Consider the following 21,029-nt stretch of genomic DNA (forward strand, 5'->3'; position numbering starts at 1 on the left):
ACGATGACGCGCGCGTGTGTCACCGTCGAGACAACGCCGGCAAATGGTGCGCGTGACAGATCGCCACCGCCAGCGCGTCCGCCGCATCGGGTCCCGCCAGTTTCACCCCGGGCAGCAGCACTCTGACCATGTCCTGCACCTGGCGTTTCTCGGCATTGCCGACCCCAACGACCGCCTTCTTGACGAGGCGCGGCGCATATTCGCCGACCGGTATCCCGCGGCTCGCCGCCACGCACAGGAGCGCGCCGCGCGCCTGTGCCAGCTTGAGCGTCGACTGCGGGTTCTTGTTGACGAAAATCTCTTCGGCGGCCGCGCCATCGGGGGCGTGATCCGCGATCAACGCCTCCAATTGTGCTGCAAGGTGCGACAGCCGCGCGGGCAACGGCTCCTTCGCGTCGGACTTTATTTGCCCGTTCGCGAGATGGCGCAGCCGGTTGCCTTCGGCCTCGATCAGTCCCCAGCCGGTCGTGCCGAGACCGGGGTCGAGGCCAAGGATTTTCACTCCGCCTGCCCGAGCCGCTCCAGTTCGGCGTCGGAGAAGGTGTAGTTGCCCCACACCGTCTGGACGTCGTCATCCTCTTCGAGCGCATCGATCAGCTTGACGAGGACGTCGGCATCCTTGCCCTCGACTTCCTGCTCGATCTGCGGACGCCATGCGAGCTTCGCCGTTTCGGGTTCGCCGAGCGACTTTTCCAGCGCGGAGGAGACCTCATGCAGCTGGTCGGCCTCGGTCCAGATGGTGTGCGTTTCCTCGTCCGACTGGATGTCGTCCGCGCCGGCTTCCATCGCCGCCTCGAGCACCTTTTCCTCCGACAGTTCGTCGGCCTTGTATTCGATAAGGCCCAAACGGTCGAAGCTGTGCGCGACCGCGCCGGACGAGCCGAGGTTACCGCCATTCTTCGAAAAGATCGTGCGCACGCTGGTGGCGGTGCGGTTGCGATTGTCGGAGAGCGCCTCGACGATCAGCGCGACGCCGTTGGGGCCGTAGCCCTCGTAGCGAATTTCCTCGTAATCGTCGCCTTCGTTGGCGGTCGCCTTGTCGATCGCCTTCTTGATATTGTCCTTGGGCATCGACTGCTTGAGCGCGGTGTTGACCGCGAGGCGCAGACGCGGGTTCATGTCCGGGTCGGGCAGACCCATCTTGGCCGCGACGGTGATCTCGCGCGACAGCTTGCTGAACAGCGCCGAACGCTTCTTGTCCTGCGCGCCCTTGCGATGCTTGATGTTGGCGAATTTACTATGGCCGGCCATGGGGGTCCTCAAACGAATGAAACGGGTCGAGACCCCCTATAGCGGGCGGGACGCGGATTTCCAGCCGAGGCTCTATCCCAGCTTCACTGCGGTCCCGCTGGCGGTGACCATCAGCATCGAGCCTTCCTTGCCCAGCACCTCGTAGTCGAGGTCGATGCCGACGATCGCGTCCGCTCCCAGTTCGGCGGCGTCGCCCTGCAATTCCGCCAGCGCCTGGCGCCGTGCCTCGTCGAGCGCCTTCTCGTAGCTGCCCGAGCGCCCGCCGACGATGTCGCGGATGCCAGCGAAAAGATCCTTGAAGATGTTCGCGCCGACGATGACCTCGCCGTGGACGATGCCCAGATAGGCGCTGATCGTGCGGCCTTCGATGGTCGGGGTGGTGGTCTGGATCATGGCGCGGGCCTCCCTGTGCGGTTCGCTAGCTCAACCCGACAGCGGCGCGATAGGTTTCGAGCAGCGCGTCCTGTTCCTGAAGGTCGTGCGCCTCCATCTTCCGCAACCGCACGATCGCCCGCATGATCTTGGTGTCGTAGCCGTTCGCCTTGGCTTCCTTGTAGACGTCCGAAATGTCGTCCGCGATCGCCTTCTTCTCTTCCTCCAGACGCTCGATGCGCTCGATGAACAGTTTGAGTTGGTCGGCTGCGATGGCGCCATCGGCCATAACGAATCTCCTGGTTGGATTGGAATTGGCGCGTGGGTAGCCAAGCGGCAGTAGCCTTGCCAAGCGGCTTGGTTTAAGCCGCGGAAGATTCTCGGGGAGGCACTCTTTCGTAATGAGCGACATGATGAAACCGCGCGGCCGCAAGGTGAAGATTCTCGCGACGCTGGGCCCTGCGTCGAACACGCCCGAGGTGATCGAGGCGCTGATGCGCGCGGGGGCCGATGCGTTCCGCATCAACATGAGTCACGGCAAGCAGTCCGACAAGATCGCGCTGGTGGAGCATATCCGTGGGCTGGAGGATAAACTCGGCCGCCCGACGACGTTGGTGTTCGACCTCCAGGGGCCCAAGCTGCGCGTCGGGACGTTCGACGGTGGGTCGGCGGAGCTTTCCGAAGGCGCGACCTTCACGCTCGACCGCGACGAGGCGCCCGGCGACGCCACCCGCGCCAATCTTCCCCATCCCGAACTGTTCGAGGCGATCACCGAAGGCTCGACGCTATTGGTCGATGACGGCAAGATCCGGCTGAAGGCGACGTCGGTGACCGAGACGGCCATCGCTACGGAGGTGATGGTCGGCGGGACCATTCGCGACCGCAAGGGCGTCAACGTGCCCGACGTGCTGATCCCCATTCCCGCGTTGACCGAAAAGGATCGCAGCGATCTCCAGTTCGCGCTGAAGCAGGGGGCGGACTGGATCGCCCTGTCCTTCGTCCAGCGCCCCGAGGATCTTGTCGAGGCGCGCGAGCTCGTCGGGGATCATCCGGCCGCGATCATGGCCAAGATCGAGAAGCCGCAGGCTGTCGACCGTCTGGACGAGATCCTGCGCGAGGCCGATGCCGTGATGGTGGCGCGCGGCGATTTGGGCGTCGAACTCCCCCCCGAACTGGTGCCGCCGGTCCAGAACCGGATTGTCGCGATGGCGCGCCAGCACGGCAAGCCGGTGGTCGTCGCCACGCAGATGTTAGAGAGCATGATCTCCTCGCCCACCCCGACCCGCGCCGAGGTGAACGACGTCGCCGACGCGATCTACGACGGCGCCGATGCGGTCATGCTGTCGGCCGAAAGCGCGGCGGGCGATTATCCCGTGGAAGCGGTGACGATGATGGATCGAATCGGCCGCGCGATCGAGGCCGACGAACGCTATGGCGACCGCATCCATTTCACCGAGACGCTTCCCGACGCGACCACCGCCGACGCGCTCGCTGAAAGTGCCCGCGGCATCGCGCGGACGATCGATGCCAAGGCGATGGCCTGCTACACCTCGTCGGGCTCGACCGCGCGCCGGATCGCGCGCGAACGTCCCTCGGTCCCCATCCTCGTGATGACCGCGAGCCTCCAGGTCGCGCGCCGGCTGGGGTTGTTGTGGGGCACCCATGCGGTGCGCACGCGCGACGTCGACAGTTTCGAGGAAATGGTCGGCAAGGCGAAGCGGATGGCGCTGCGCAACGGGATCGCGGAGGGCGGCGATCGGCTGGTCCTGACGGCGGGCGTCCCGTTCGGCGTATCCGGCAGCACCAACGTCGTCCACGTCGTCAAGCTGTCGGGCGACGAGCTCGACACCTACCAGCAGCATCTGGAGCTGTAGGCCGCACGCCCTCGCCATCGGCGGGGAATTGACCTGTCCGCCCGACCCATGCCACCGCTCGCCCTCGAACAGGAGAGCATGATGGGCACGACGATCGAAGAACTCGAATCCCGCCGCGACCAGGCGCGCATGGGGGGCGGCCGCAAGCGTATCGACGCGCAGCACGCCAAGGGCCGCCTGACCGCGCGCGAGCGGCTGTCGGTGCTGCTCGACGAAGGCAGCTTCGAGGAAGTCGACATGTTCGTCGAACATAACGCCACCGATTTCGGCATGGACCAGGTGCATTATCCGGGCGACGGCGTCGTCACGGGGTCGGGCACCATCAACGGCCGCCTGACCTATGTCTTCGCGCAGGATTTCACCGTGCTGGGCGGGTCGCTGTCCGAACGCCACGCGGAGAAAATCTGCAAAATCATGGACGCCGCGATGAAGGTCGGCGCGCCGGTCATCGGATTGAACGATTCGGGCGGCGCACGCATCCAGGAAGGTGTCGCATCGCTCGGCGGCTATGCCGAAGTGTTCCAGCGCAACGTCCTCGCCAGCGGCGTCGTGCCGCAGCTCTCGCTCATCATGGGCCCGTGCGCGGGCGGGGCGGTCTATTCCCCCGCGATGACCGACTTCATCTTCATGGTCGAGGACACGAGCTACATGTTCGTGACCGGCCCCGAAGTCGTGAAGACCGTCACCAACGAGGAAGTGACGCAGGAAGAGCTGGGCGGTGCGATCACCCACACGCAGAAATCGGGCGTCGCCGACGCGGCGTTCGAGAACGATATCGACACCTTGCTCGCGACCCGGGATTTCTTCTCCTACCTCCCCGCCTCCAACCGCGACGACGTGCCGGAAGTGCCGACCGACGATCCGTGGGACCGCGAGGAGCCGCTGCTCGACCAGATCATCCCCGCCAACGCCAACCAGCCCTACGACATGCACGAGGTGATCAAGAAGGTCGCCGACGAAGGGCGCTTCTTCGAATTGCAGCCCAAGCATGCGGGCAACATCCTGATCGGCTTCATCCGCGTCGAGGGGCGGACGGTCGGTGTGGTCGCGAACCAGCCGATGGTGCTGGCGGGCGTGCTGGACATCAATTCATCGAAGAAGGCGGCGCGGTTCGTGCGCTTCTGCGACGCGTTCGAGATTCCGATCCTCACCTTCGTGGACGTGCCGGGCTTTCTTCCGGGCGTGGGGCAGGAGCATAACGGCATCATCAAGCATGGGGCCAAGCTGCTGTTCGCCTATGCCGAGGCGACCGTTCCCAAGATCACCGTCATCACGCGCAAGGCCTATGGCGGCGCCTACGACGTGATGGCGTCGAAGCACCTGCGCGGCGACGTCAACTACGCCTGGCCGAGCGCCGAGATCGCGGTGATGGGCGCCAAGGGTGCGGTCGAGATCATCTTCCGCAAGGACCGCGACGACCCCGAGAAAATCGCGGAAAAGACGAAGGAATATGAAGACCGCTTCGCGAACCCCTTCGTGGCCGCGAGCAAGGGCTTCATCGACGACGTGATCATGCCGCATTCCACGCGGCGGCGCGTCGCGGTGAGCTTACGCAAGCTCCGCGACAAGGCGCTGGAGAACCCGTGGAAAAAGCACGATAATATTCCGTTGTGAGCACCTTTTCCCTTATCAGCGCGATCGCGCTCCCGTTTCTCACAGCTGCCATAGGCTACCTGCTCGGAGTGCGACGCGATGCCACCAAACTCAACAAAGAGAAGCGGACGGAAGCTTATCTCGATTTTCTGAAAAAGAACTCCTTGTTCAGCCGAGAGATTGTGGGACAGGTAATCGCAAAAATGCTGAAGGGAGAAGATCTTCTGCTCGAAGAGAAGAGGCTTCTCGAGAGCATGGATTCGGAATTCTCAGATCTTCATGGTCGATTGTTGATCTATGGCTCGCCTGGATTCCTCAAAAAGCTCGTCGACTTCTATGACGGGTATCCCGGTGGTTGGCAGACCCCCGGTGGAGAAGATGCCTATGCTGCTTTAGTAGCGGAGATGCGAAAAGACAGCGTTTCCGAGGCTTACAAAGGTTACGATGAACACGTAAAGTCGCTGCACCTTTCCGGGATTGAGAAACGCAGAGATAGGCTGAGAAGCCTCGGAGAGAACAGAAGATCATGAAACTAGGCCGCCTAAACCACGTCGGGATCGCGACGCCTTCGATCGCCGACAGCATGGCGCATTACGAGAGCGTCCTGGGCGCGACCGTCACCGTCGAGCCGTTCGACCTGCCCGCGCAGGGGGTGAAGGTCTGCTTCGTCGATACGCCCAACAGCCAGCTCGAACTGATCGAGCCGCTGGGCGACAATTCGCCGCTCAACGGTTTTCTCGAGAAGAACCCGCTGGGTGGGCAGCATCATGTGTGCTTCGAAGTGCCCGACATCGAGGCGGCGCGCGCGCATTTCGAGGGGATCGGCAAGCGAATCCTCGGCCCCACCCGCACCGGCGCGCACGGCACGCCGATCTTCTTCCTCCACCCCAAGGACATGCAGGGCGTGCTGACCGAGATCATGGAAAGCCCGAAGCAGGCCCACTGATGTTCGGATCGGGTCGCCCGGAGGAGATCTTCGTCGGCATCGTCGCGGGCGTGCTCGCGCTCGTGCTGGCGGTGCGGATTCGCAATGCGCTGATCGAAGGCGTCATCCCGCTCTACCGCATCCGCAAGACCCGCGAAGAGATGGGCGAGGCGCGGTTTCTCGCGCTGGTCGCGATCAACGGCGTGGGGATGCTGCTCCTCGGCTGGATCGCCATCGATCTGATCTGGTTGCAGCGGGGCTGATTGCGGTTCGCGGCCATTGTCCGCTAGGAGCCTCGCCATGACCAATCGTGACGAATGGGCCGAGAAGGCCGCGAAGGAATCGAAGGGCCGCGACCTCGCGGTCGAAACGCCCGAGGGGATCACGCTGAAGACAGTCTACGGGCCCGACGACGCGCCCGATGCCGATCCCGGTTTCCCCGGCGTCGCGCCTTACACCCGCGGACCCTATGCGACCATGTATGCGGGCCGTCCGTGGACGATCCGCCAGTATGCGGGCTTTTCGACCGCCGAGGAATCGAACGCTTTCTATCGCCGCAACCTGAAGGCGGGACAGAAGGGGCTGTCGGTCGCCTTCGACCTCGCCACCCACCGCGGCTACGACAGCGATCACGAGCGCGTCGTCGGCGACGTCGGCAAGGCGGGGGTCGCGATCGATACGGTCGAGGATATGAAGCTGTTGTTCGACGGCATTCCGCTCGACGAGATGTCGGTCAGCATGACGATGAACGGCGCGGTGCTGCCGATCATGGCCTTCTACATCGTCGCGGGCGAGGAGCAGGGGGTCGAGCACAAGCAGCTTTCGGGGACCATCCAGAACGACATCCTCAAGGAGTTCATGGTCCGTAACACCTACATCTACCCGCCCGCGCCCAGCATGCGGATCGTCAGCGACATCATCGCCTATACGTCGGAAGAGATGCCGCGCTTCAACAGCATCTCGATCTCGGGCTATCACATGCACGAAGCGGGCGCGACGGCGGTGCAGGAGCTGGCCTACACGCTGGCCGACGGGGTCGAATATGCGCGCACCGCGATGGAAACCGGGCTCGACCTCGACACGTTCGCGCCGCGGCTCTCCTTCTTCTTCGGCATCGGCATGAATTTCTTCATGGAGATCGCGAAGCTGCGCGCGGCGCGCACGCTCTGGGCCGAGCTGATGGACGGCCTCGGCGCGAAGAACGAGAAGTCGAAGCTGCTGCGGACGCACTGTCAGACGTCGGGCGTCAGCCTGACCGAGCAGGATCCCTACAACAATATCGTCCGCACCACGATCGAGGCGATGGCGGCGACGCTGGGCGGCACGCAGTCGCTGCACACCAACAGCTTCGACGAGGCCATCGCGCTGCCGACCGATTTCTCGGCCCGCATCGCGCGCAACACCCAGCTCATCCTCGCCGAGGAAAGTGGCATCACCGCGGTCGCGGACCCGCTGGGCGGATCGTACTATATCGAAGCACTGACCGCCGAACTGGTCGACAAGGCCAAGGCGCTGATCGACGAGGTCGAGGAAGCGGGCGGGATGACCAAGGCGGTGGCCGAGGGCCTGCCGAAGCGGCGCATCGAGGAAGCGGCGGCCGAGCGCGCGGCCATGGTCGACACGGGCGAAGCGGTGATCGTGGGCGTCAACCGCTACCAGCTCGACGAAGAACCCGAGATCGACATCCTCGACATCGACAATGCCAAGGTGCGTCGCAGCCAGATCGAACGGATCAACCAGGTTCGCTCGAAGCGCGACGATGCGACGGTGAACAAGGCGCTCGAAGCACTCGAGGACGGCGCGCGGGGCGATGGCAACCTGCTGCGCCTGTCGGTCGAGGCGGCGCGGGCGCGCGCGACGCTGGGCGAGATCAGCGAGGCGCTCGAGAATGTCTTCGGGCGCTACGACACCAGCCCGACGCCGGTCAGCGGCATCTACGGCCGGCGCACGGACGCCGCGTGGCAGGCAGCGGTCGAGGGGACCGACGCGGTGACGTCGCGCCTCGGTCGCAAGCCCAAGATGTTCGTCGCCAAGATGGGACAGGACGGGCACGACCGCGGCGCCAATCTCGTCAGTTCCGCGTTCGGCGATCTGGGCTTCGACATCGTCGCGGGCTCGTTGTTCCAGACACCGCGCGAAGCCGCGCAGACGGCGATCGACGAGAATGTCGACGTGGTCGGCGCCTCCAGTCTTGCCGCGGGACACAAGAGCCTCATCCCCGAACTGATCGCGCATCTGAAGGAGATGGGTCGCGGCGACATCAAGGTCATCGCGGGCGGGGTCATCCCGCAGCAGGACTATGCCTTCCTGCGCGACAAGGGCGTGCAGGCGATCTTCGGCCCCGGCACCAACCTCGCCGACGCGGCGGCGCAGGTGTTGAGCCTGCTCGGCCACAACATGCCGCCAACAAATGAAAACACACCCAAATGATTTTTCGGGTATTGTTCTTCACTGTCACACTGACAGCCGCCGCTGAAGGATCTTCCGCATGTAAGGTTTACGCGACGGAAGAAAGCCGAGAAGGAGCCGACTTGGCGGCGAAGGCACGTGCTATGGAAACGGCTTTTGCGATTGTCGAAGGGAAAAAAATTTCAGCCGCCCCCGGATGCGTTGAGGGGCAATGCGGGGATCGCATTCTCGTTCATAAAATGCGCAAAGGACCATATCTCGAGACGTATCAACTGTCTGACGATAAGATCTTTATCAGTTGCCAAGTGAGCTGGAGCGAGCTCGACGAATTTGGTGTTTTCTACCTCGAACAAGATGCTGAATCCGAAGGTACTTACCTTACGGTCAGATTCGAGAAGAACGGGGAATAAGCATGTTCACAAAAATCCTGATCGCCAATCGCGGCGAAATCGCCTGCCGCGTGATGCGGACCGCGAAGCGGATGGGGATCGCGACGGTCGCGGTCTATTCGGACGCGGACGCGCACGCCCCGCACGTCGCCATGGCGGACGAGGCGGTGAACATCGGTCCCGCGGCGGCGGCGGAAAGCTATCTCGTCGCCGACAAGATCATCCAGGCCTGCAAGGACACGGGCGCCGAGGCGGTGCATCCGGGTTACGGCTTCCTGTCGGAACGCGAAAGCTTCGCCGACGCGCTCGACGAGGCGGGCATCGCCTTCATCGGACCCCCGGGCCCTGCGATCGCCGCGATGGGCGACAAGATCCAGTCGAAGAAGCTCGCCAAGGAAGCCGGCGTCAACGTCGTTCCCGGCTATCTGGGCGAGATCGCCGACACCGAGGAGGCCGTGAAGATCGCGGGCGACATCGGCTATCCCGTCATGATGAAGGCCTCGGCCGGGGGTGGCGGTAAGGGTATGCGTCTGGCCTACAGCGAACAGGACGTGCGCGACGGATTCGAGGCGACCAAGCGCGAAGGCCTCGCCAGCTTCGGGGACGACCGCGTCTTCATCGAGAAGTTCATCGAGGATCCGCGCCACATCGAGATCCAGCTGATCGGGGACAAGCACGGCAACATCGTCTATCTGGGCGAACGCGAATGCTCGATCCAGCGGCGCCACCAGAAGGTGATCGAGGAAGCGCCGTCGCCGTTCGTCGACGAAAAGATGCGCAATGCGATGGGCGAACAGGCCGTCGCGCTCGCACGGGCGGTGGATTACCACAGCGCGGGGACGGTCGAACTGATCGTCTCGGGCGCCGATACGACGGGGACTGGCTTCTACTTCCTCGAGATGAACACCCGGCTCCAGGTCGAGCATCCGGTGACGGAGGAGATCACCGGCATCGACCTCGTCGAACAGATGATCCGCGTCGCCTATGGCGAGAAGCTGCCCTTCACCCAGGACGACATCACCTATGACGGCTGGGCGATCGAGGCGCGTGTCTATGCCGAGGATCCCTATCGCGGATTCCTGCCCTCGACCGGGCGACTGACCACCTATTCGCCCCCCGCCGAGGAGCGCGAAGGCGCCGCGGTGGTGCGCATCGACGACGGCGTGCGCGAAGGCGGCGAGGTGAGCATGTTCTACGATCCGATGATCGCCAAGCTGATCACCCACGGCGAGACGCGCGAACAGGCGATCGACCTTGCCGTGGACGCGCTCGACGCGTTTGAGCTTGAAGGGCTCGCCGACAATATCGACTTCCTCTCCGCGCTGCTCCAGCACGAGCGGTTCCGGTCCGGCAATCTCACCACCAAGTTCATCGAGGAAGAATATCCCGAGGGCTTCGTCGGTGCGCCGGCGGACAAGACGCTACGCCGCGATCTGGTCGCCATCGCCGCGATCGTCGCGATGACGCACGAAACGCGGCTCAATCTCATCGACGGCCAGTTGGGCGATCCCGTCCTTCCGGCCAGCCGCCAGGTCGTGATGCTCGACGACACCAGCCACGACGTGACGATCGACCCGCAGGACGCCCTCACGCTGGTTTCGGTAGAGGATGCCGAACCGATCGAGGTAATCGCCGATTATACGCCCGGCCAGTCGCTGCTGATCGCCGACTGCGACGACCGTCGGCGGATCGTGCGGGTCGCCGCCAACGGACGCGGATTTCACCTCACCACGCGCGGCGCACGTCATCACGCGCGCATGCTGGCGCCGCACGTCGCGGCGCTGATGAAGCACATGCCCGAAAAGGTCGCGCCCGATCTGTCGCGGTTCCTGATGGCGCCGATGCCGGGGCTGCTGACCAAGCTGCACGTCAAGGACGGGGACGCGGTCGAGGCGGGCCAGCCGATCGCGGTGGTCGAGGCGATGAAGATGGAGAATATCCTGCGCGCCGAAAAGTCGGCCACGGTAAAGGCCACGCCCGTCGAGGAGGGCGCCAGCCTTCAGGTCGACGAAGTCATCGTCGAATTCGAATAGGCGCTATTCGTCGGTCGCGACCGGCCGGCCGTAGTCGTCGGGCGTGAAATTGCCGCGGGTCGGTTGCGATCCGGGCTTCATCAGCAGGCACCACCCGTAATAGGCGTCCGGGTCGGCATTCTTCGTTTCGTAGGACACCGTCCGCGCGATTTCACGGCGACATTCCCCCGCATCGAGGTTCGCGCGCGCCACTGGCCCGGCCGTCGGTCTGACCCCGTCGGCGTAGGCGAGCGGCAAGGAATTCCCCGTTCTTCCAGGTAACAGGTAGAGTGTCCGGAAGGCGTCGAGCCAGCTGATCAGCGCCATCGTCCGATGTTCCTCCGATCCCGACCGGTCGACGAACGCCCATTTCAGTCCCGCCGGCGTGTCGGCTTCAAGCGTATCCAGGATCTTCGACAGCCATTCGTCCTGATCGTTGCCGACGCCTTCGTCGCCCAGCGTGACGTAGAGCCGGCGATCCGACGGACCGTGATCCGCCAACTTGGCGGCATAGGTGTCCGCATAGGCGCCCTGGTCCCACCACGTGCTGGGTGTCAGCGCGATATAGTCGTCGAACATCTCGGGAGCTTCGGCGAAGGTGTCGAGCACGAACAGTCCGCCGAGCGACACCGAGGTCAGGATCTTGCGGTCGGTGCGGTAGCGCGACAGGGCCCACGGCATGACCTCTTCGGCAAGATAGCGGCGGAAGGTCGCCGCGCCGCCGCCGGAAATTCGGCCCGCGAAAGCTTCGTTCAATTCGTCCGGCATAGTGGTGGGCGGGGTCAGTTGCCGGTATCGGTCCTCGGTCTGCACGCCGATCAGGATGAACGGCTCGAAACTGGTCGAGAATTCGGCCTCTGCCGCAATGCCTGCCAGCAGTTCGAAATCCTGGTCCGGCCCCCCGTCGACCGAAAAGACCACGGGATAGGTCCGATCGGGTTCGTCGGCGTAACCGCGCGGCAACCGCACGGTGAGGATCTGCTCGCCACCATATACCGCCGAGTCCAGTCGATGGATGGAGCCGACGACGATGGGTTCGCCATCGGGGTCGGCGAGATTGGCATGCAGGGGCTTGTCCGCATCCTGCGCGAACGCGACCGTCGGGGTGGCGAAGAGCAGGGAAATCAAAGCGATGCGCAGCAGGTCCATCGGGGTCTTCCTTGGCGATTTCGGCAGAGGCTAGCGGGCCGGCGCCGGCGCGTCACGGCGTATTCGCTCGGCTTTCCCAGGCGGGAAATTGCGGCGACATGGAAGAGGGCCACTTGGTCCAGAATTTCCGTAAATGCGGTCTGATGTCCTCAAAGGTTTACGCGCCGGGCCTTCGCCCCTAGCTTCCGCGCGCATGGAAACCGGAACGCTTTTCTCGCTCGCCTTCTACTTCATCGCCATGATCGGAATCGGGCTGTGGGCCTGGAAACGGTCGACCGATACCAGCGAGGGCTATCTGCTCGCGGGGCGGAACCTGCCGCCCGCCGTGGCCGCATTGTCGGCTGGGGCAAGCGACATGTCGGGATGGTTGCTGCTCGGGCTCCCCGGGGCGCTCTATGCCGCGGGGCTGGTCGAGGCATGGATCGGGATCGGCCTGTTCCTCGGCGCGCTCGCCAACTGGATCATCGTCGCTCCGCGGCTCCGGAAGCAGACCGAGGAGCGCGGCAACGCGCTGACCATCCCCGAATATCTCGCCAATCGCTTTCCCGACAAGGCGATCCCGCTGCGTGTCGTCAGCGCGATCATCATCGTGCTGTTCTTCGCGGTCTATACCGCCGCCGGTCTGGTGGGCGGGGGCAAGCTGTTCGAGACGGCGTTCGCCGACGTCCTGCCGGGGATCGGATTGAGCGATTACATGACCGGCATCTGGATCACCGCGCTGGTGGTGCTCGCTTATACGATGGTCGGCGGCTTTCTGGCGGTCAGCCTCACCGATTTCGTGCAGGGCCTCATCATGGTCATCGCCCTCATCGTCATGCCGCTGGTCGTCCTGTTCGGCCCCGGCGGCGAGGCGGGCGGAAGCCTCGCCGACGTACCGGTCGATGGTTTTCTCGACATGACCAACGGGCTGACCCTCATCGGGTTCGTCAGCCTGATGAGCTGGGGGCTCGGCTATTTCGGACAGCCGCACATCATCGTTCGCTTCATGGCGGTGAAGAGTGTCGAGGCGGTTCGTCCGGCGCGCGCGATCGGCATGACGTGGATGGGGGTAGCGTTGCTGGGTTCGATCGGCATCGGCATCGCCGGGCGCGCGTTCGTGGAGCGCAACGGGCTGACGGTGGAAGACCCGGAGACGATCTTCATCGTGCTCGCCAATCTTCTGTTCCACCCGCTGGTGACGGGCTTCCTGCTCGCCGCGCTGCTCGCTGCGATCATGTCGACCATTAGTTCGCAGCTTCTGGTCGCCAGCTCCTCGCTGACCGAGGATTTCTACAAGCTGTTCCTGCGCAAGAATGCGTCCGAACGCGAAAGCGTCAACGTCGGGCGGATCTGCGTTGCCTTGGTCGCGCTGGTCGCGATCTGGATCGGGTCGGATCCCGACAGTCAGGTGCTCGGCCTCGTCGCCAATGCATGGGCCGGATTCGGCGCCGCGTTCGGGCCGCTGATCATCCTGTCGCTGACGTGGGACCGGATGACGGGGGCGGGCGCACTGGCGGGGCTCGTCACGGGCGCGGCGGTCGTCATCGGCTGGATCGCGTTCGATATCGGACTGATCTACGAGATCGTGCCGGGGTTCATTGCGGCGTGGGTGGCGATCTGGGCGGTCAGCAAGTCGACCACCGGCGCACCGCGTGTCACCACCGAAAGGAAAGCAATATGAAATCCCGCGCCGCTGTCGCCTTCGAGGCGAAAAAGCCGCTCGAAATCGTCGAGGTCGACGTCGAAGGCCCCAAGGCGGGCGAGGTGCTGGTCGAGATCATGGCGACCGGGATCTGCCACACCGACGCCTACACGCTCGACGGGCTCGACAGCGAAGGGCTGTTCCCGAGTGTCCTGGGCCACGAAGGGTGCGGCGTGGTTCGCGAGGTCGGCGAGGGCGTGACCTCGGTGAAGCCCGACGATCACGTCATTCCGCTCTACACGCCCGAATGCCGACAGTGCAAAATGTGCCTGTCGGGCAAGACCAATCTCTGCAGCGCGATCCGCGAGACGCAGGGCAAGGGCTTGATGCCGGACGGGACCAGCCGGTTCAGCTACAAGGGCGAGATGCTGCACCATTACATGGGCTGCTCGACCTTCTCGAACTTCACTGTCCTGCCGGAAATCGCGGTCGCGAAAATCCGGCAGGACGCGCCGTTCGATACCAGCTGCTATATCGGATGCGGCGTGACGACCGGCGTGGGCGCGGTGGTGAATACCGCCGACGTAAGGCCGGGCGACAATGTCGTCGTGTTCGGGCTGGGCGGCATCGGACTGAACGTCATCCAGGGCGCGAAGATGGCAGGGGCCGACCGGATCGTCGGCGTCGACATCAACGGCGACAAGGAAGAATGGGGCCGCAAGTTCGGCATGACCGACTTCGTCGACGCGACCGACGGCGGTGTCGTAGAGAAGATCGTCGCGATGCTCGACGGCGGGGCAGACTATAGTTTCGATTGCACCGGCAACACCGAGGTCATGCGCCAGGCGCTGGAATGCTGTCACAAGGGCTGGGGAACCAGCATCGTCATCGGCGTCGCCGAAGCGGGCAAGACGATCGAAACACGGCCATTCCAGCTCGTCACCGGACGAAACTGGCGCGGGACCGCGTTCGGCGGCGCGAAGGGTCGGACCGATGTGCCCAAGATCGTCGACTGGTACATGGATGGCAAGATCGCGATCGATCCGATGATCACGCACCGACTGACACTGGACGAGATCAACAGGGGGTTCGATCTGATGCACGAAGGCAAGTCGATCCGTTCCGTGGTCGTCTACTAGGAGAAACGAAACGATGTTCAGCCATATCATGCTTGGCGCCGACGACCTCGACGCTTCGCGCGCCTTTTACGACGCCACGATCGCGGCGATCGGCGGCAAGCCCGGGCGCACCGACGACAAGGGCCGCACCAGCTGGATGCACAACGGCTCGGTCTTCATGATCTCCAAGCCGATCGACGGCGAGCCGGCGAGTTGCGGCAATGGCTCGACGATCGGGTTCGGGTGCGCGAGCGAGGACATGGTCGATGCATGGCACGAAGCCGGCGTCGCGGCGGGCGGTACCGCGATCGAGGATCCGCCCGGCATTCGCGGCAATGCGTTCGGGAAGCTCTATCTCGCTTATTTGCGCGACCCCGCCGGCAACAAGGTCTGCGGCCTGTATCGCGTGCCCGCCGAATGAGCCTGAAACGAGAGGATTGCTGGAAGAGCCATGGCGGCTGGCAGGGCATCTATACGCATGACAGCGATGCGACGGGCACGCCGATGCGTTTCTCGCTGTTCCTCCCGCCCGTTCCGGAAGGCACGCGGGTCCCCATCCTGTGGTACCTGTCGGGACTGACCTGCACCCACGCCAACGTCACCGAAAAGGGCGAGTATCGCGCGGCGTGTGCAAAGGCGGGCATCGCCTTCATCGCGCCCGACACCAGCCCGCGCGGCGACGAGGTTCCCGACGATGATGCGTACGATTTCGGATCGGGCGCGGGCTTCTATGTCGATGCGACCGAGCAGCCTTTCGCGGAAAACTATCGCATGTGGTCCTACGTTACCGAAGAGCTTCCAGCGCTCGTCGCAGACAAGTTCCCGATCGACGCGAAGCGGCAGTCGATCACCGGCCATTCGATGGGCGGGCACGGCGCGCTGATCGCGGGACTGCGCCACCCCGGACGCTATCGCAGCGTCTCGGCGCTGGCACCGATCGCCAATCCGATGGCCGTGCCGTGGGGAAAGAAGGCGCTGTCGGGCTATCTGGGCGACGACCGCGACGCATGGCGCGCCTACGATGCCTGTGCGTTGATCGAGGACGGGGCGCGGCGCAGCGAGATGCTCGTCGACGTCGGCACGGACGACAATTTCCTCCACGAACAACTGAAGCCCGAGGCGCTCGAGGCGGCCTGCGGCGGCGCGGGGATCGAGCTTCACCTTCGTCGCCGGCCGGGCTACGATCACAGCTACTATTTCATCTCCACCTTCCTCGGCGAGCATGTGCGCTGGCACGCGGAACGGCTGACGGGCGACTAGAGGGCGACATCATGCAGACCATCCTCCTCCATGTTCAAGCCGACGATCGGGTCGACGGCCGTGTCGAGGATGCGCTCGCCATCGCGCGTTCGTGCGGCGCTTTCCTCGACGTCGTCCACATCACCCCCGACGACGTCGCGGCGGTGTACGAGAGTTTCGGCGGGATCGATCCTGATCGGGCCGGCCAGCGAAACTTCGAGGAGGCCGAGGACGCGCTGGAAGCGCGTATCCGCAACGAACTGTCCAACGAGGACGTCCAGTGGGACTATACCCGCGTGCGTGGGTCGACGGGGCACGCGCTGGCCAGCCGGGCGGCGCTGTCCGACCTCGTCGTGACCGGGCGGTTGTCGCACCGCTCGCAGTCGGACCGCCTCGCCCTGCGGATCATCGGCGATCTGCTCGTCAACACCCGGGCCCCGGTTCTCATCCGCGGCGACGAGGCCCAGCGCTTCGATCCGTCGGCTCCCGCCGTCATCGCTTGGGACGGCAGCTTCGAGGTCGCCAACGTCGTCGCGATGGGGCTCAACCTGTTGCGCGCTTCGGACGCGGTGCACGTCGTCCGGGTCACCGAAGGCGGCGAGGAAGTCGAGCCCGGCCTGTATCCGCTCACCCGTGTCCTGAGCTACCTGTCGCGGCACGGGATCAAGGCCGAATATTCGCGCATCGCCGAAGTCGACGGCAAGGTGGTTCCGGCGCTGCTGGGGTTCGCGGAGGAAAAGGGTGCGACCATGCTCGCTACGGGTGCCTACACCCATTCGCGCATCGGCCAGCGTTTCTTCGGCGGCGTGACCCGTTCGCTGCTGAAATCCTGTCCCATCGCGCTGTTGATGGCGCATTAGACACCCGATACCATCGTGAGCGTCGCCGAGCTCGCCGTCGCTTTCTTCATCACCGCTTTCTTCTATTCCAGCGTTGGGTTCGGTGGGGGATCGACCTACAATGCGCTGCTGGTGCTCGCGGGCCTACCGCTACGCCAGGTCCCGGTCATCGCGCTTTTGTGCAACATTCTTGTGGTCTCGATGGGGAGTCGCCAATTCGCCGCGGCGGGCGCCTTCGAATGGCGGCGCTTCTGGCCGCTGGCGTTGCTGTCGATCCCCGCCGCATGGCTCGGCGGTTATGTATCCCTTCCCGGATGGCTGTTCGTCGGTCTGCTGTCGGGCGCCCTGTTCATCGCTGGCGTCGCCATGCTGTATCGGCCCCTCGAAACCGTCACTGATCGACGGCGCGGCGAAGGGCGCGCGGCCGATCTCGCGAGTGGTGCGGGGCTGGGTTTCATGGCTGGTCTTACCGGGATCGGGGGCGGCATCTTCCTGTCCCCGCTTCTTCACCTGCGCCGCTGGGGAGGGGCTCGACTGATCGCGGGGACGTGCGCGGCATTCATCCTCGTCAATTCGCTGAGCGGTCTGGCGGGACAGGTCGCCAAGGGCCTTCCCTTCTCGTCGTCGGCCGAACTGCTCGGCTACTGGCCGCTGGGGCTCGCCGTATTGGCGGGGGGATGGATCGGTAGCCGGACGGGAGCGACCCGGCTAAAGGATTCGCACCTCAGGGCGATTTCTGCCATCCTCATCCTCTACGTTGCGGTGCGCTTGGGCGCCCGCGTCCCCGCCGAATGGGCAAGACCATGACACTAACCGACAGCTTCCAACGCCGGATCAGCTATCTTCGGCTGTCGCTGACCGACCGCTGCGATTTCCGCTGCACCTATTGCCTGCCCGAACATGCACGCTTCGCCGAACGCCACCGTCTGCTCAGCATCGAGGAACTCGACCGCGTGGGAAGCGCCTTCATCCGCATGGGCGTGCGCAAGCTGCGGCTGACGGGCGGGGAGCCGTTGGTGCGAAAGGGCGCGATGGATCTTGTTTCGGCGCTTGGTCGCCACCTCGCCACCGGGGCGCTCGATGAACTGACGCTCACGACCAACGGCAGTCAGCTGTCCCGTCATGCCGAAGACCTCGCACGAGCGGGCGTGAAGCGGGTCAACGTGTCGCTCGATCATCTGGACCCGGATCGCTTCGCGGCGATCACGCGGCGCGGCAACCTCGCGCCGGTGTTGGACGGCATTGCCGCGGCGCAGGACGCGGGCATTGCGGTGAAGATCAACACCGTCGTCATGCGCCGGGACAACCTCGACGTCATTCCCGACATGGTCGGCTGGGCGCACGACAAAGGCATGGCCATCACGCTCATCGAAGTCATGCCCGTCGGCGCGATCGGTGCCGATCGGGACGCGCAGCATGTTCCCATGCCCGAAGTCCGTGCCGCGATCGAGGCGCGCTGGCCGCTTGCCGACGTGGCGATGAGAACGGGCGGCCCCGCGCGCTATGCGCGCACGGCGAACGGCGGGCTCGTCGGGTTCATCACGCCGCTGTCGGCTCGGTTTTGCGACGGGTGCAATCGCGTTCGCGTCGGAGCCGACGGTACGTTGCACGCCTGTCTCGGGCGCGACACGGCCGTCGATCTCAAACCCGCGGTGCGCGAGCATGACGACGATCGCGCGCTGGAAGCGGCCATTGCCGACCTCGTCGCGATCAAGCCGCACGGGCATGATTTCGAGATTCGTGGACGCGCCGCGGCGGTCCGCCGTCCGATGGCCGCGACGGGGGGCTAGGATGGACGTCCTCTTCTTCGGCCGGCTCTCGGGCCTTGCCGCCGCCGGCCCGAGCGATGCGATCGACAGCGACACGTTCCGGGCCCGGCTGGCCGAACGGCATCCCGAACTTGCCGATCATTCGGTCCGCATGGTCGTGAACAAGGAAATGCTGTCCGAACCCTGCACCCTCGAGCCCGGCGACGAGATCGCCTTCCTTCCTCCGATGAGCGGCGGATGAGCGACCTCACCCCCGTTCGGATCGCGATCCTGACGATCAGCGACACGCGCGACGAGGCGAGCGACACGTCGGGCGCCTTTCTTGCCCGTGCGGTGGAGGAGGCCGGACATCGCCTGGTGGAAAAGCGGATCGTTTCCGACGACATCCAGTCCATTCGCGACACGGTGGGCGAATGGGTCGAGTCGGGAGAAGTCGATGCCGTCATCTCCACGGGCGGGACCGGTCTGACCGGACGCGACGTGACGCCCGAAGCCTTGCGCCCGATGTTCGACAAGGAAATCGACGGCTTCGCCTCCGTCTGGCATGCGGTCAGCTTCGAGAGCATCGGTTTGTCGACGCTTCAGTCGCGGGCCTGCGCGGGGATCGTGGGGTCGACCTACGTCTTTTGCTTGCCGGGATCGGGCGGAGCGGTGCGCGATGGCTGGACCAAGGTGCTGGCGCCGCAACTCGACAGTCGCACGCGACCCTGCAATTTCGTCGAAATCCTCCCGCGTCTTTCCGAACGATAGCGATGGCCGATCGCCTCTCCCATCTTTCGCCCGATGGTCGCGCGGCAATGGTCGACGTCGCCGACAAGCCCGAAACGCGTCGTGAGGCGACCGCCAGCGCCGTAGTGCGGATGCTTCCCGAGACGTTCGAGAAGGTGCGCGAGGGACAATCGAAGAAGGGCGATCTTTTCCGCACCGCCGAACTGGCCGGGATCATGGGGGCAAAGCGAACCGCCGATCTCGTTCCGTTATGCCACCCCCTCCCGCTGTCGAGCGTCGAGGTGAGGGTGCGACCCGATCCCCACGACCTTTGCCTGCGGGTCGAGGCGACCGCGCGCACGGTCGGGCGAACGGGGGTGGAGATGGAAGCGATGACCGCGGCCAGCGTCGCCGCCCTGACGCTCTACGACATGATCAAGGCGGTCGATCGCTCGGCGCAGGTCGACGCGCTCCGGCTCGAGGCGAAGAGCGGCGGAAAATCGGGCGAATGGAAACGCTGATACCCTACGAAGAGGCGCTGGCCCGGTGGCTCGATGCGCTCGCGCCGCTCGCTGCGGAAACCGTTTCGCTGGCGCAGGCTGGCGGGCGGGTTCTGGCGACCGATCTGGTCGCGTCGCACGATCAGCCCCCCGAACCGCGGTCGATCATGGACGGGATTGCGGTCGCTGGCGGCGAGCCGTCACCGGGGACGCAGTTCGCCTTGGTCGGCAGCTCCTATGCCGGCGCCCCGTACGACCGTCCCCTGGGCGCGGGAGAGGCGGTCCGCATCGCGACCGGAGCAGTGGTTCCCGATGGAGCGGAACGGGTTCTGCCCCAGGAATGGCTCGATTTTCGAGACGATGTCGTCGCGATCGAACGATGCGAAACGGCGGCACCGTTCATCCGCCCCGCCGCAACCGATTTCGCCCATGGAGAGACGTTGCTGACCGCGGGAACGAGGCTCCACCCTGCCGCTCTGGCGCTGGTCGCAGCGGCCAATGCGGGCAGTGTCGCCGTTCATCGTCGGCCGCGTATCGGCGTGGCGACATCGGGCGACGAGCTGATCGAGCCGGGCAGTCCGATGGAACGGGGCCGTACGATCGACAGCGGATCGACCCTCGTCTCCGGGCTGGCGAGCGATGCGGGGGCATCCGTGGCTCGATTGGCGAACCTGCCCGACACGCACCAGGCGGTTCGCGAGGCGCTGGAGCGGGTCCGCCCCGATCTCGACATCCTCGTGGTGATCGGCGGCGCGTCAGTCGGTGATCGCGATCATCTGCGCCCGGTCGTCCGCGAACTGGGCGGAACGATGCTGTTCGAACGCATTGCCATGCGGCCGGGAAAGCCAACGTGGGCCGCGCGATTGCCCGATGGTCTCCTCCTGCTTGGTCTACCGGGCAATCCGGGCTCTGCTTTCGTCGCTGCTCTGCTGTTCCTGCTTCCCGCGATCCGCATGATGAGCGGAGAAGGTTGCGACGCGTCCTCCGATCGTCCCGCGCGCTTCGTCGGCGACGATCCGATCCGCAACGGTCCGCGGGAAGCCTTTTTGCCTGCAGTCGCCGCGATTGCGGGGGAAGGCCTCGCCGTCCATCCCGCCGGTCCGCCCGATAGCGGTCTTCAACGCGCGCTGGCCTGCGCCAACTGCCTGTTGCGCTTGCCGCCCGATACGATTGTGGAGCAGGGCGGCTCTTGTTCGATTATCCTCTTCGGATCGACCGATCGGTTGTGATCGCTGTAGCTCGTTCGAGAACGATGAAAATC

Annotated in this window: 24 protein-coding genes; 19 read left to right on the plus strand and 5 right to left on the minus strand. The window is 64.8% G+C overall.

Annotated elements, in window-relative coordinates; translation table 11 throughout:
• Positions 1-19 precede the first annotated feature (19 nt).
• The 4 genes from ruvC to WJT74_RS00255 form a co-directional block, all read right to left on the minus strand.
• Complete coding sequence (gene ruvC, locus WJT74_RS00240; protein WP_343345458.1) at positions 20-502, minus strand: crossover junction endodeoxyribonuclease RuvC; 483 nt, start codon at positions 500-502, stop codon at positions 20-22.
• Positions 499-1,251 carry a YebC/PmpR family DNA-binding transcriptional regulator gene (locus tag WJT74_RS00245; RefSeq protein ID WP_343345460.1) on the minus strand — a complete coding sequence of 251 codons (753 nt, stop codon included), beginning with the start codon at positions 1,249-1,251 and terminating at the stop codon, positions 499-501. The genes ruvC and WJT74_RS00245 overlap by 4 nt, the downstream gene beginning before the upstream one ends.
• Before the next feature lie 72 nt (positions 1,252-1,323).
• Positions 1,324-1,644: a heavy metal-binding domain-containing protein gene (locus tag WJT74_RS00250; protein ID WP_343345462.1), complete on the minus strand. Its 321-nt coding sequence runs from the start codon at positions 1,642-1,644 to the stop codon at positions 1,324-1,326.
• Between the two features lie 25 nt (positions 1,645-1,669).
• The gene (locus WJT74_RS00255) at positions 1,670-1,912 is read right to left on the minus strand and encodes a DUF2312 domain-containing protein (RefSeq protein ID WP_343345464.1); all 243 of its coding nucleotides are present in this window, start codon (positions 1,910-1,912) and stop codon (positions 1,670-1,672) included.
• 112 nt (positions 1,913-2,024) lie between these two features.
• Here WJT74_RS00255 and pyk point away from each other — a divergent pair, with 112 nt between their 5' ends.
• The 8 genes from pyk to WJT74_RS00295 all read left to right on the plus strand — a co-directional run bounded on the left by pyk (position 2,025) and on the right by WJT74_RS00295 (position 10,846).
• Positions 2,025-3,497 (plus strand): pyruvate kinase, encoded by a 1,473-nt coding sequence (gene pyk, locus WJT74_RS00260; RefSeq protein WP_343345467.1) that lies wholly within the window; start codon positions 2,025-2,027, stop codon positions 3,495-3,497.
• 81 nt (positions 3,498-3,578) lie between these two features.
• Entirely contained in the window at positions 3,579-5,111 is a 1,533-nt protein-coding gene (locus WJT74_RS00265; protein WP_343348208.1) for an acyl-CoA carboxylase subunit beta, read from the plus strand.
• The gene (locus WJT74_RS00270; protein ID WP_343345470.1) at positions 5,108-5,620 is read left to right on the plus strand and encodes a hypothetical protein; all 513 of its coding nucleotides are present in this window, start codon (positions 5,108-5,110) and stop codon (positions 5,618-5,620) included. Before WJT74_RS00265 ends, WJT74_RS00270 begins: the two co-directional genes overlap by 4 nt.
• Positions 5,617-6,036, plus strand: a complete 420-nt coding sequence (gene mce, locus WJT74_RS00275) for a methylmalonyl-CoA epimerase (RefSeq protein WP_343345472.1) — start codon at positions 5,617-5,619, stop codon at positions 6,034-6,036. The genes WJT74_RS00270 and mce overlap by 4 nt, the downstream gene beginning before the upstream one ends.
• Positions 6,036-6,278, plus strand: coding sequence for a hypothetical protein (locus WJT74_RS00280; RefSeq protein ID WP_343345475.1), 243 nt, complete (start codon positions 6,036-6,038; stop codon positions 6,276-6,278). The genes mce and WJT74_RS00280 overlap by 1 nt, the downstream gene beginning before the upstream one ends.
• A gap of 37 nt (positions 6,279-6,315) precedes the next feature.
• The gene (gene scpA / locus WJT74_RS00285) at positions 6,316-8,445 is read left to right on the plus strand and encodes a methylmalonyl-CoA mutase (protein WP_343345478.1); all 2,130 of its coding nucleotides are present in this window, start codon (positions 6,316-6,318) and stop codon (positions 8,443-8,445) included.
• Positions 8,442-8,834, plus strand: coding sequence for a hypothetical protein (locus WJT74_RS00290; RefSeq protein WP_343345480.1), 393 nt, complete (start codon positions 8,442-8,444; stop codon positions 8,832-8,834). Before scpA ends, WJT74_RS00290 begins: the two co-directional genes overlap by 4 nt.
• A gap of 2 nt (positions 8,835-8,836) precedes the next feature.
• Positions 8,837-10,846, plus strand: coding sequence for an acetyl/propionyl/methylcrotonyl-CoA carboxylase subunit alpha (locus tag WJT74_RS00295; protein ID WP_343345483.1), 2,010 nt, complete (start codon positions 8,837-8,839; stop codon positions 10,844-10,846).
• Positions 10,847-10,849: 3 nt separating this feature from the next.
• Here the strand turns inward: WJT74_RS00295 and WJT74_RS00300 are convergent, their stop codons facing one another.
• On the minus strand, positions 10,850-11,974 hold the full coding sequence (locus tag WJT74_RS00300) for an alpha/beta hydrolase (protein ID WP_343345486.1): 1,125 nt from the start codon (positions 11,972-11,974) through the stop codon (positions 10,850-10,852).
• A gap of 193 nt (positions 11,975-12,167) precedes the next feature.
• Between WJT74_RS00300 and putP the strand changes: the two genes are divergently transcribed.
• Genes putP through WJT74_RS00355 form a run of 11 tightly spaced genes read left to right on the plus strand, consistent with a single transcriptional unit; the run spans position 12,168 to position 20,997 of the window.
• Positions 12,168-13,634 (plus strand): sodium/proline symporter PutP, encoded by a 1,467-nt coding sequence (putP, locus tag WJT74_RS00305; RefSeq protein ID WP_343345488.1) that lies wholly within the window; start codon positions 12,168-12,170, stop codon positions 13,632-13,634.
• Positions 13,631-14,734 carry an S-(hydroxymethyl)glutathione dehydrogenase/class III alcohol dehydrogenase gene (locus tag WJT74_RS00310; RefSeq protein ID WP_343345490.1) on the plus strand — a complete coding sequence of 368 codons (1,104 nt, stop codon included), beginning with the start codon at positions 13,631-13,633 and terminating at the stop codon, positions 14,732-14,734. The genes putP and WJT74_RS00310 overlap by 4 nt, the downstream gene beginning before the upstream one ends.
• 13 nt (positions 14,735-14,747) lie before the next feature.
• Positions 14,748-15,134, plus strand: coding sequence for a VOC family protein (locus WJT74_RS00315; RefSeq protein ID WP_343345493.1), 387 nt, complete (start codon positions 14,748-14,750; stop codon positions 15,132-15,134).
• Positions 15,131-15,973 (plus strand): S-formylglutathione hydrolase, encoded by an 843-nt coding sequence (gene fghA, locus WJT74_RS00320; RefSeq protein WP_343345495.1) that lies wholly within the window; start codon positions 15,131-15,133, stop codon positions 15,971-15,973. The genes WJT74_RS00315 and fghA overlap by 4 nt, the downstream gene beginning before the upstream one ends.
• 11 nt (positions 15,974-15,984) lie before the next feature.
• Positions 15,985-16,812, plus strand: a complete 828-nt coding sequence (locus WJT74_RS00325) for a universal stress protein (RefSeq protein WP_343345498.1) — start codon at positions 15,985-15,987, stop codon at positions 16,810-16,812.
• Positions 16,813-16,827: 15 nt separating this feature from the next.
• Complete coding sequence (locus tag WJT74_RS00330; protein WP_343345500.1) at positions 16,828-17,598, plus strand: sulfite exporter TauE/SafE family protein; 771 nt, start codon at positions 16,828-16,830, stop codon at positions 17,596-17,598.
• Positions 17,595-18,581: a GTP 3',8-cyclase MoaA gene (gene moaA, locus WJT74_RS00335; protein ID WP_343345503.1), complete on the plus strand. Its 987-nt coding sequence runs from the start codon at positions 17,595-17,597 to the stop codon at positions 18,579-18,581. Before WJT74_RS00330 ends, moaA begins: the two co-directional genes overlap by 4 nt.
• A 1-nt stretch (position 18,582) precedes the next feature.
• A complete protein-coding gene (locus WJT74_RS00340) occupies positions 18,583-18,801 on the plus strand; it encodes a MoaD/ThiS family protein (protein WP_343345506.1) in 219 nt (72 codons plus the stop codon).
• Positions 18,798-19,310 (plus strand): molybdenum cofactor biosynthesis protein B, encoded by a 513-nt coding sequence (gene moaB / locus WJT74_RS00345; RefSeq protein ID WP_343345509.1) that lies wholly within the window; start codon positions 18,798-18,800, stop codon positions 19,308-19,310. Before WJT74_RS00340 ends, moaB begins: the two co-directional genes overlap by 4 nt.
• A 2-nt stretch (positions 19,311-19,312) precedes the next feature.
• The gene (gene moaC / locus WJT74_RS00350; protein ID WP_343345512.1) at positions 19,313-19,789 is read left to right on the plus strand and encodes a cyclic pyranopterin monophosphate synthase MoaC; all 477 of its coding nucleotides are present in this window, start codon (positions 19,313-19,315) and stop codon (positions 19,787-19,789) included.
• On the plus strand, positions 19,777-20,997 hold the full coding sequence (locus WJT74_RS00355; RefSeq protein ID WP_343345515.1) for a molybdopterin molybdotransferase MoeA: 1,221 nt from the start codon (positions 19,777-19,779) through the stop codon (positions 20,995-20,997). The genes moaC and WJT74_RS00355 overlap by 13 nt, the downstream gene beginning before the upstream one ends.
• The last annotated feature ends 32 nt before the right edge of the window (positions 20,998-21,029 follow it).

Origin of the sequence: Sphingomicrobium sp. XHP0239 (assembly GCF_039555325.1) — a bacterium.
GTDB classification, from domain to species: domain Bacteria; phylum Pseudomonadota; class Alphaproteobacteria; order Sphingomonadales; family Sphingomonadaceae; genus Sphingomicrobium; species Sphingomicrobium maritimum.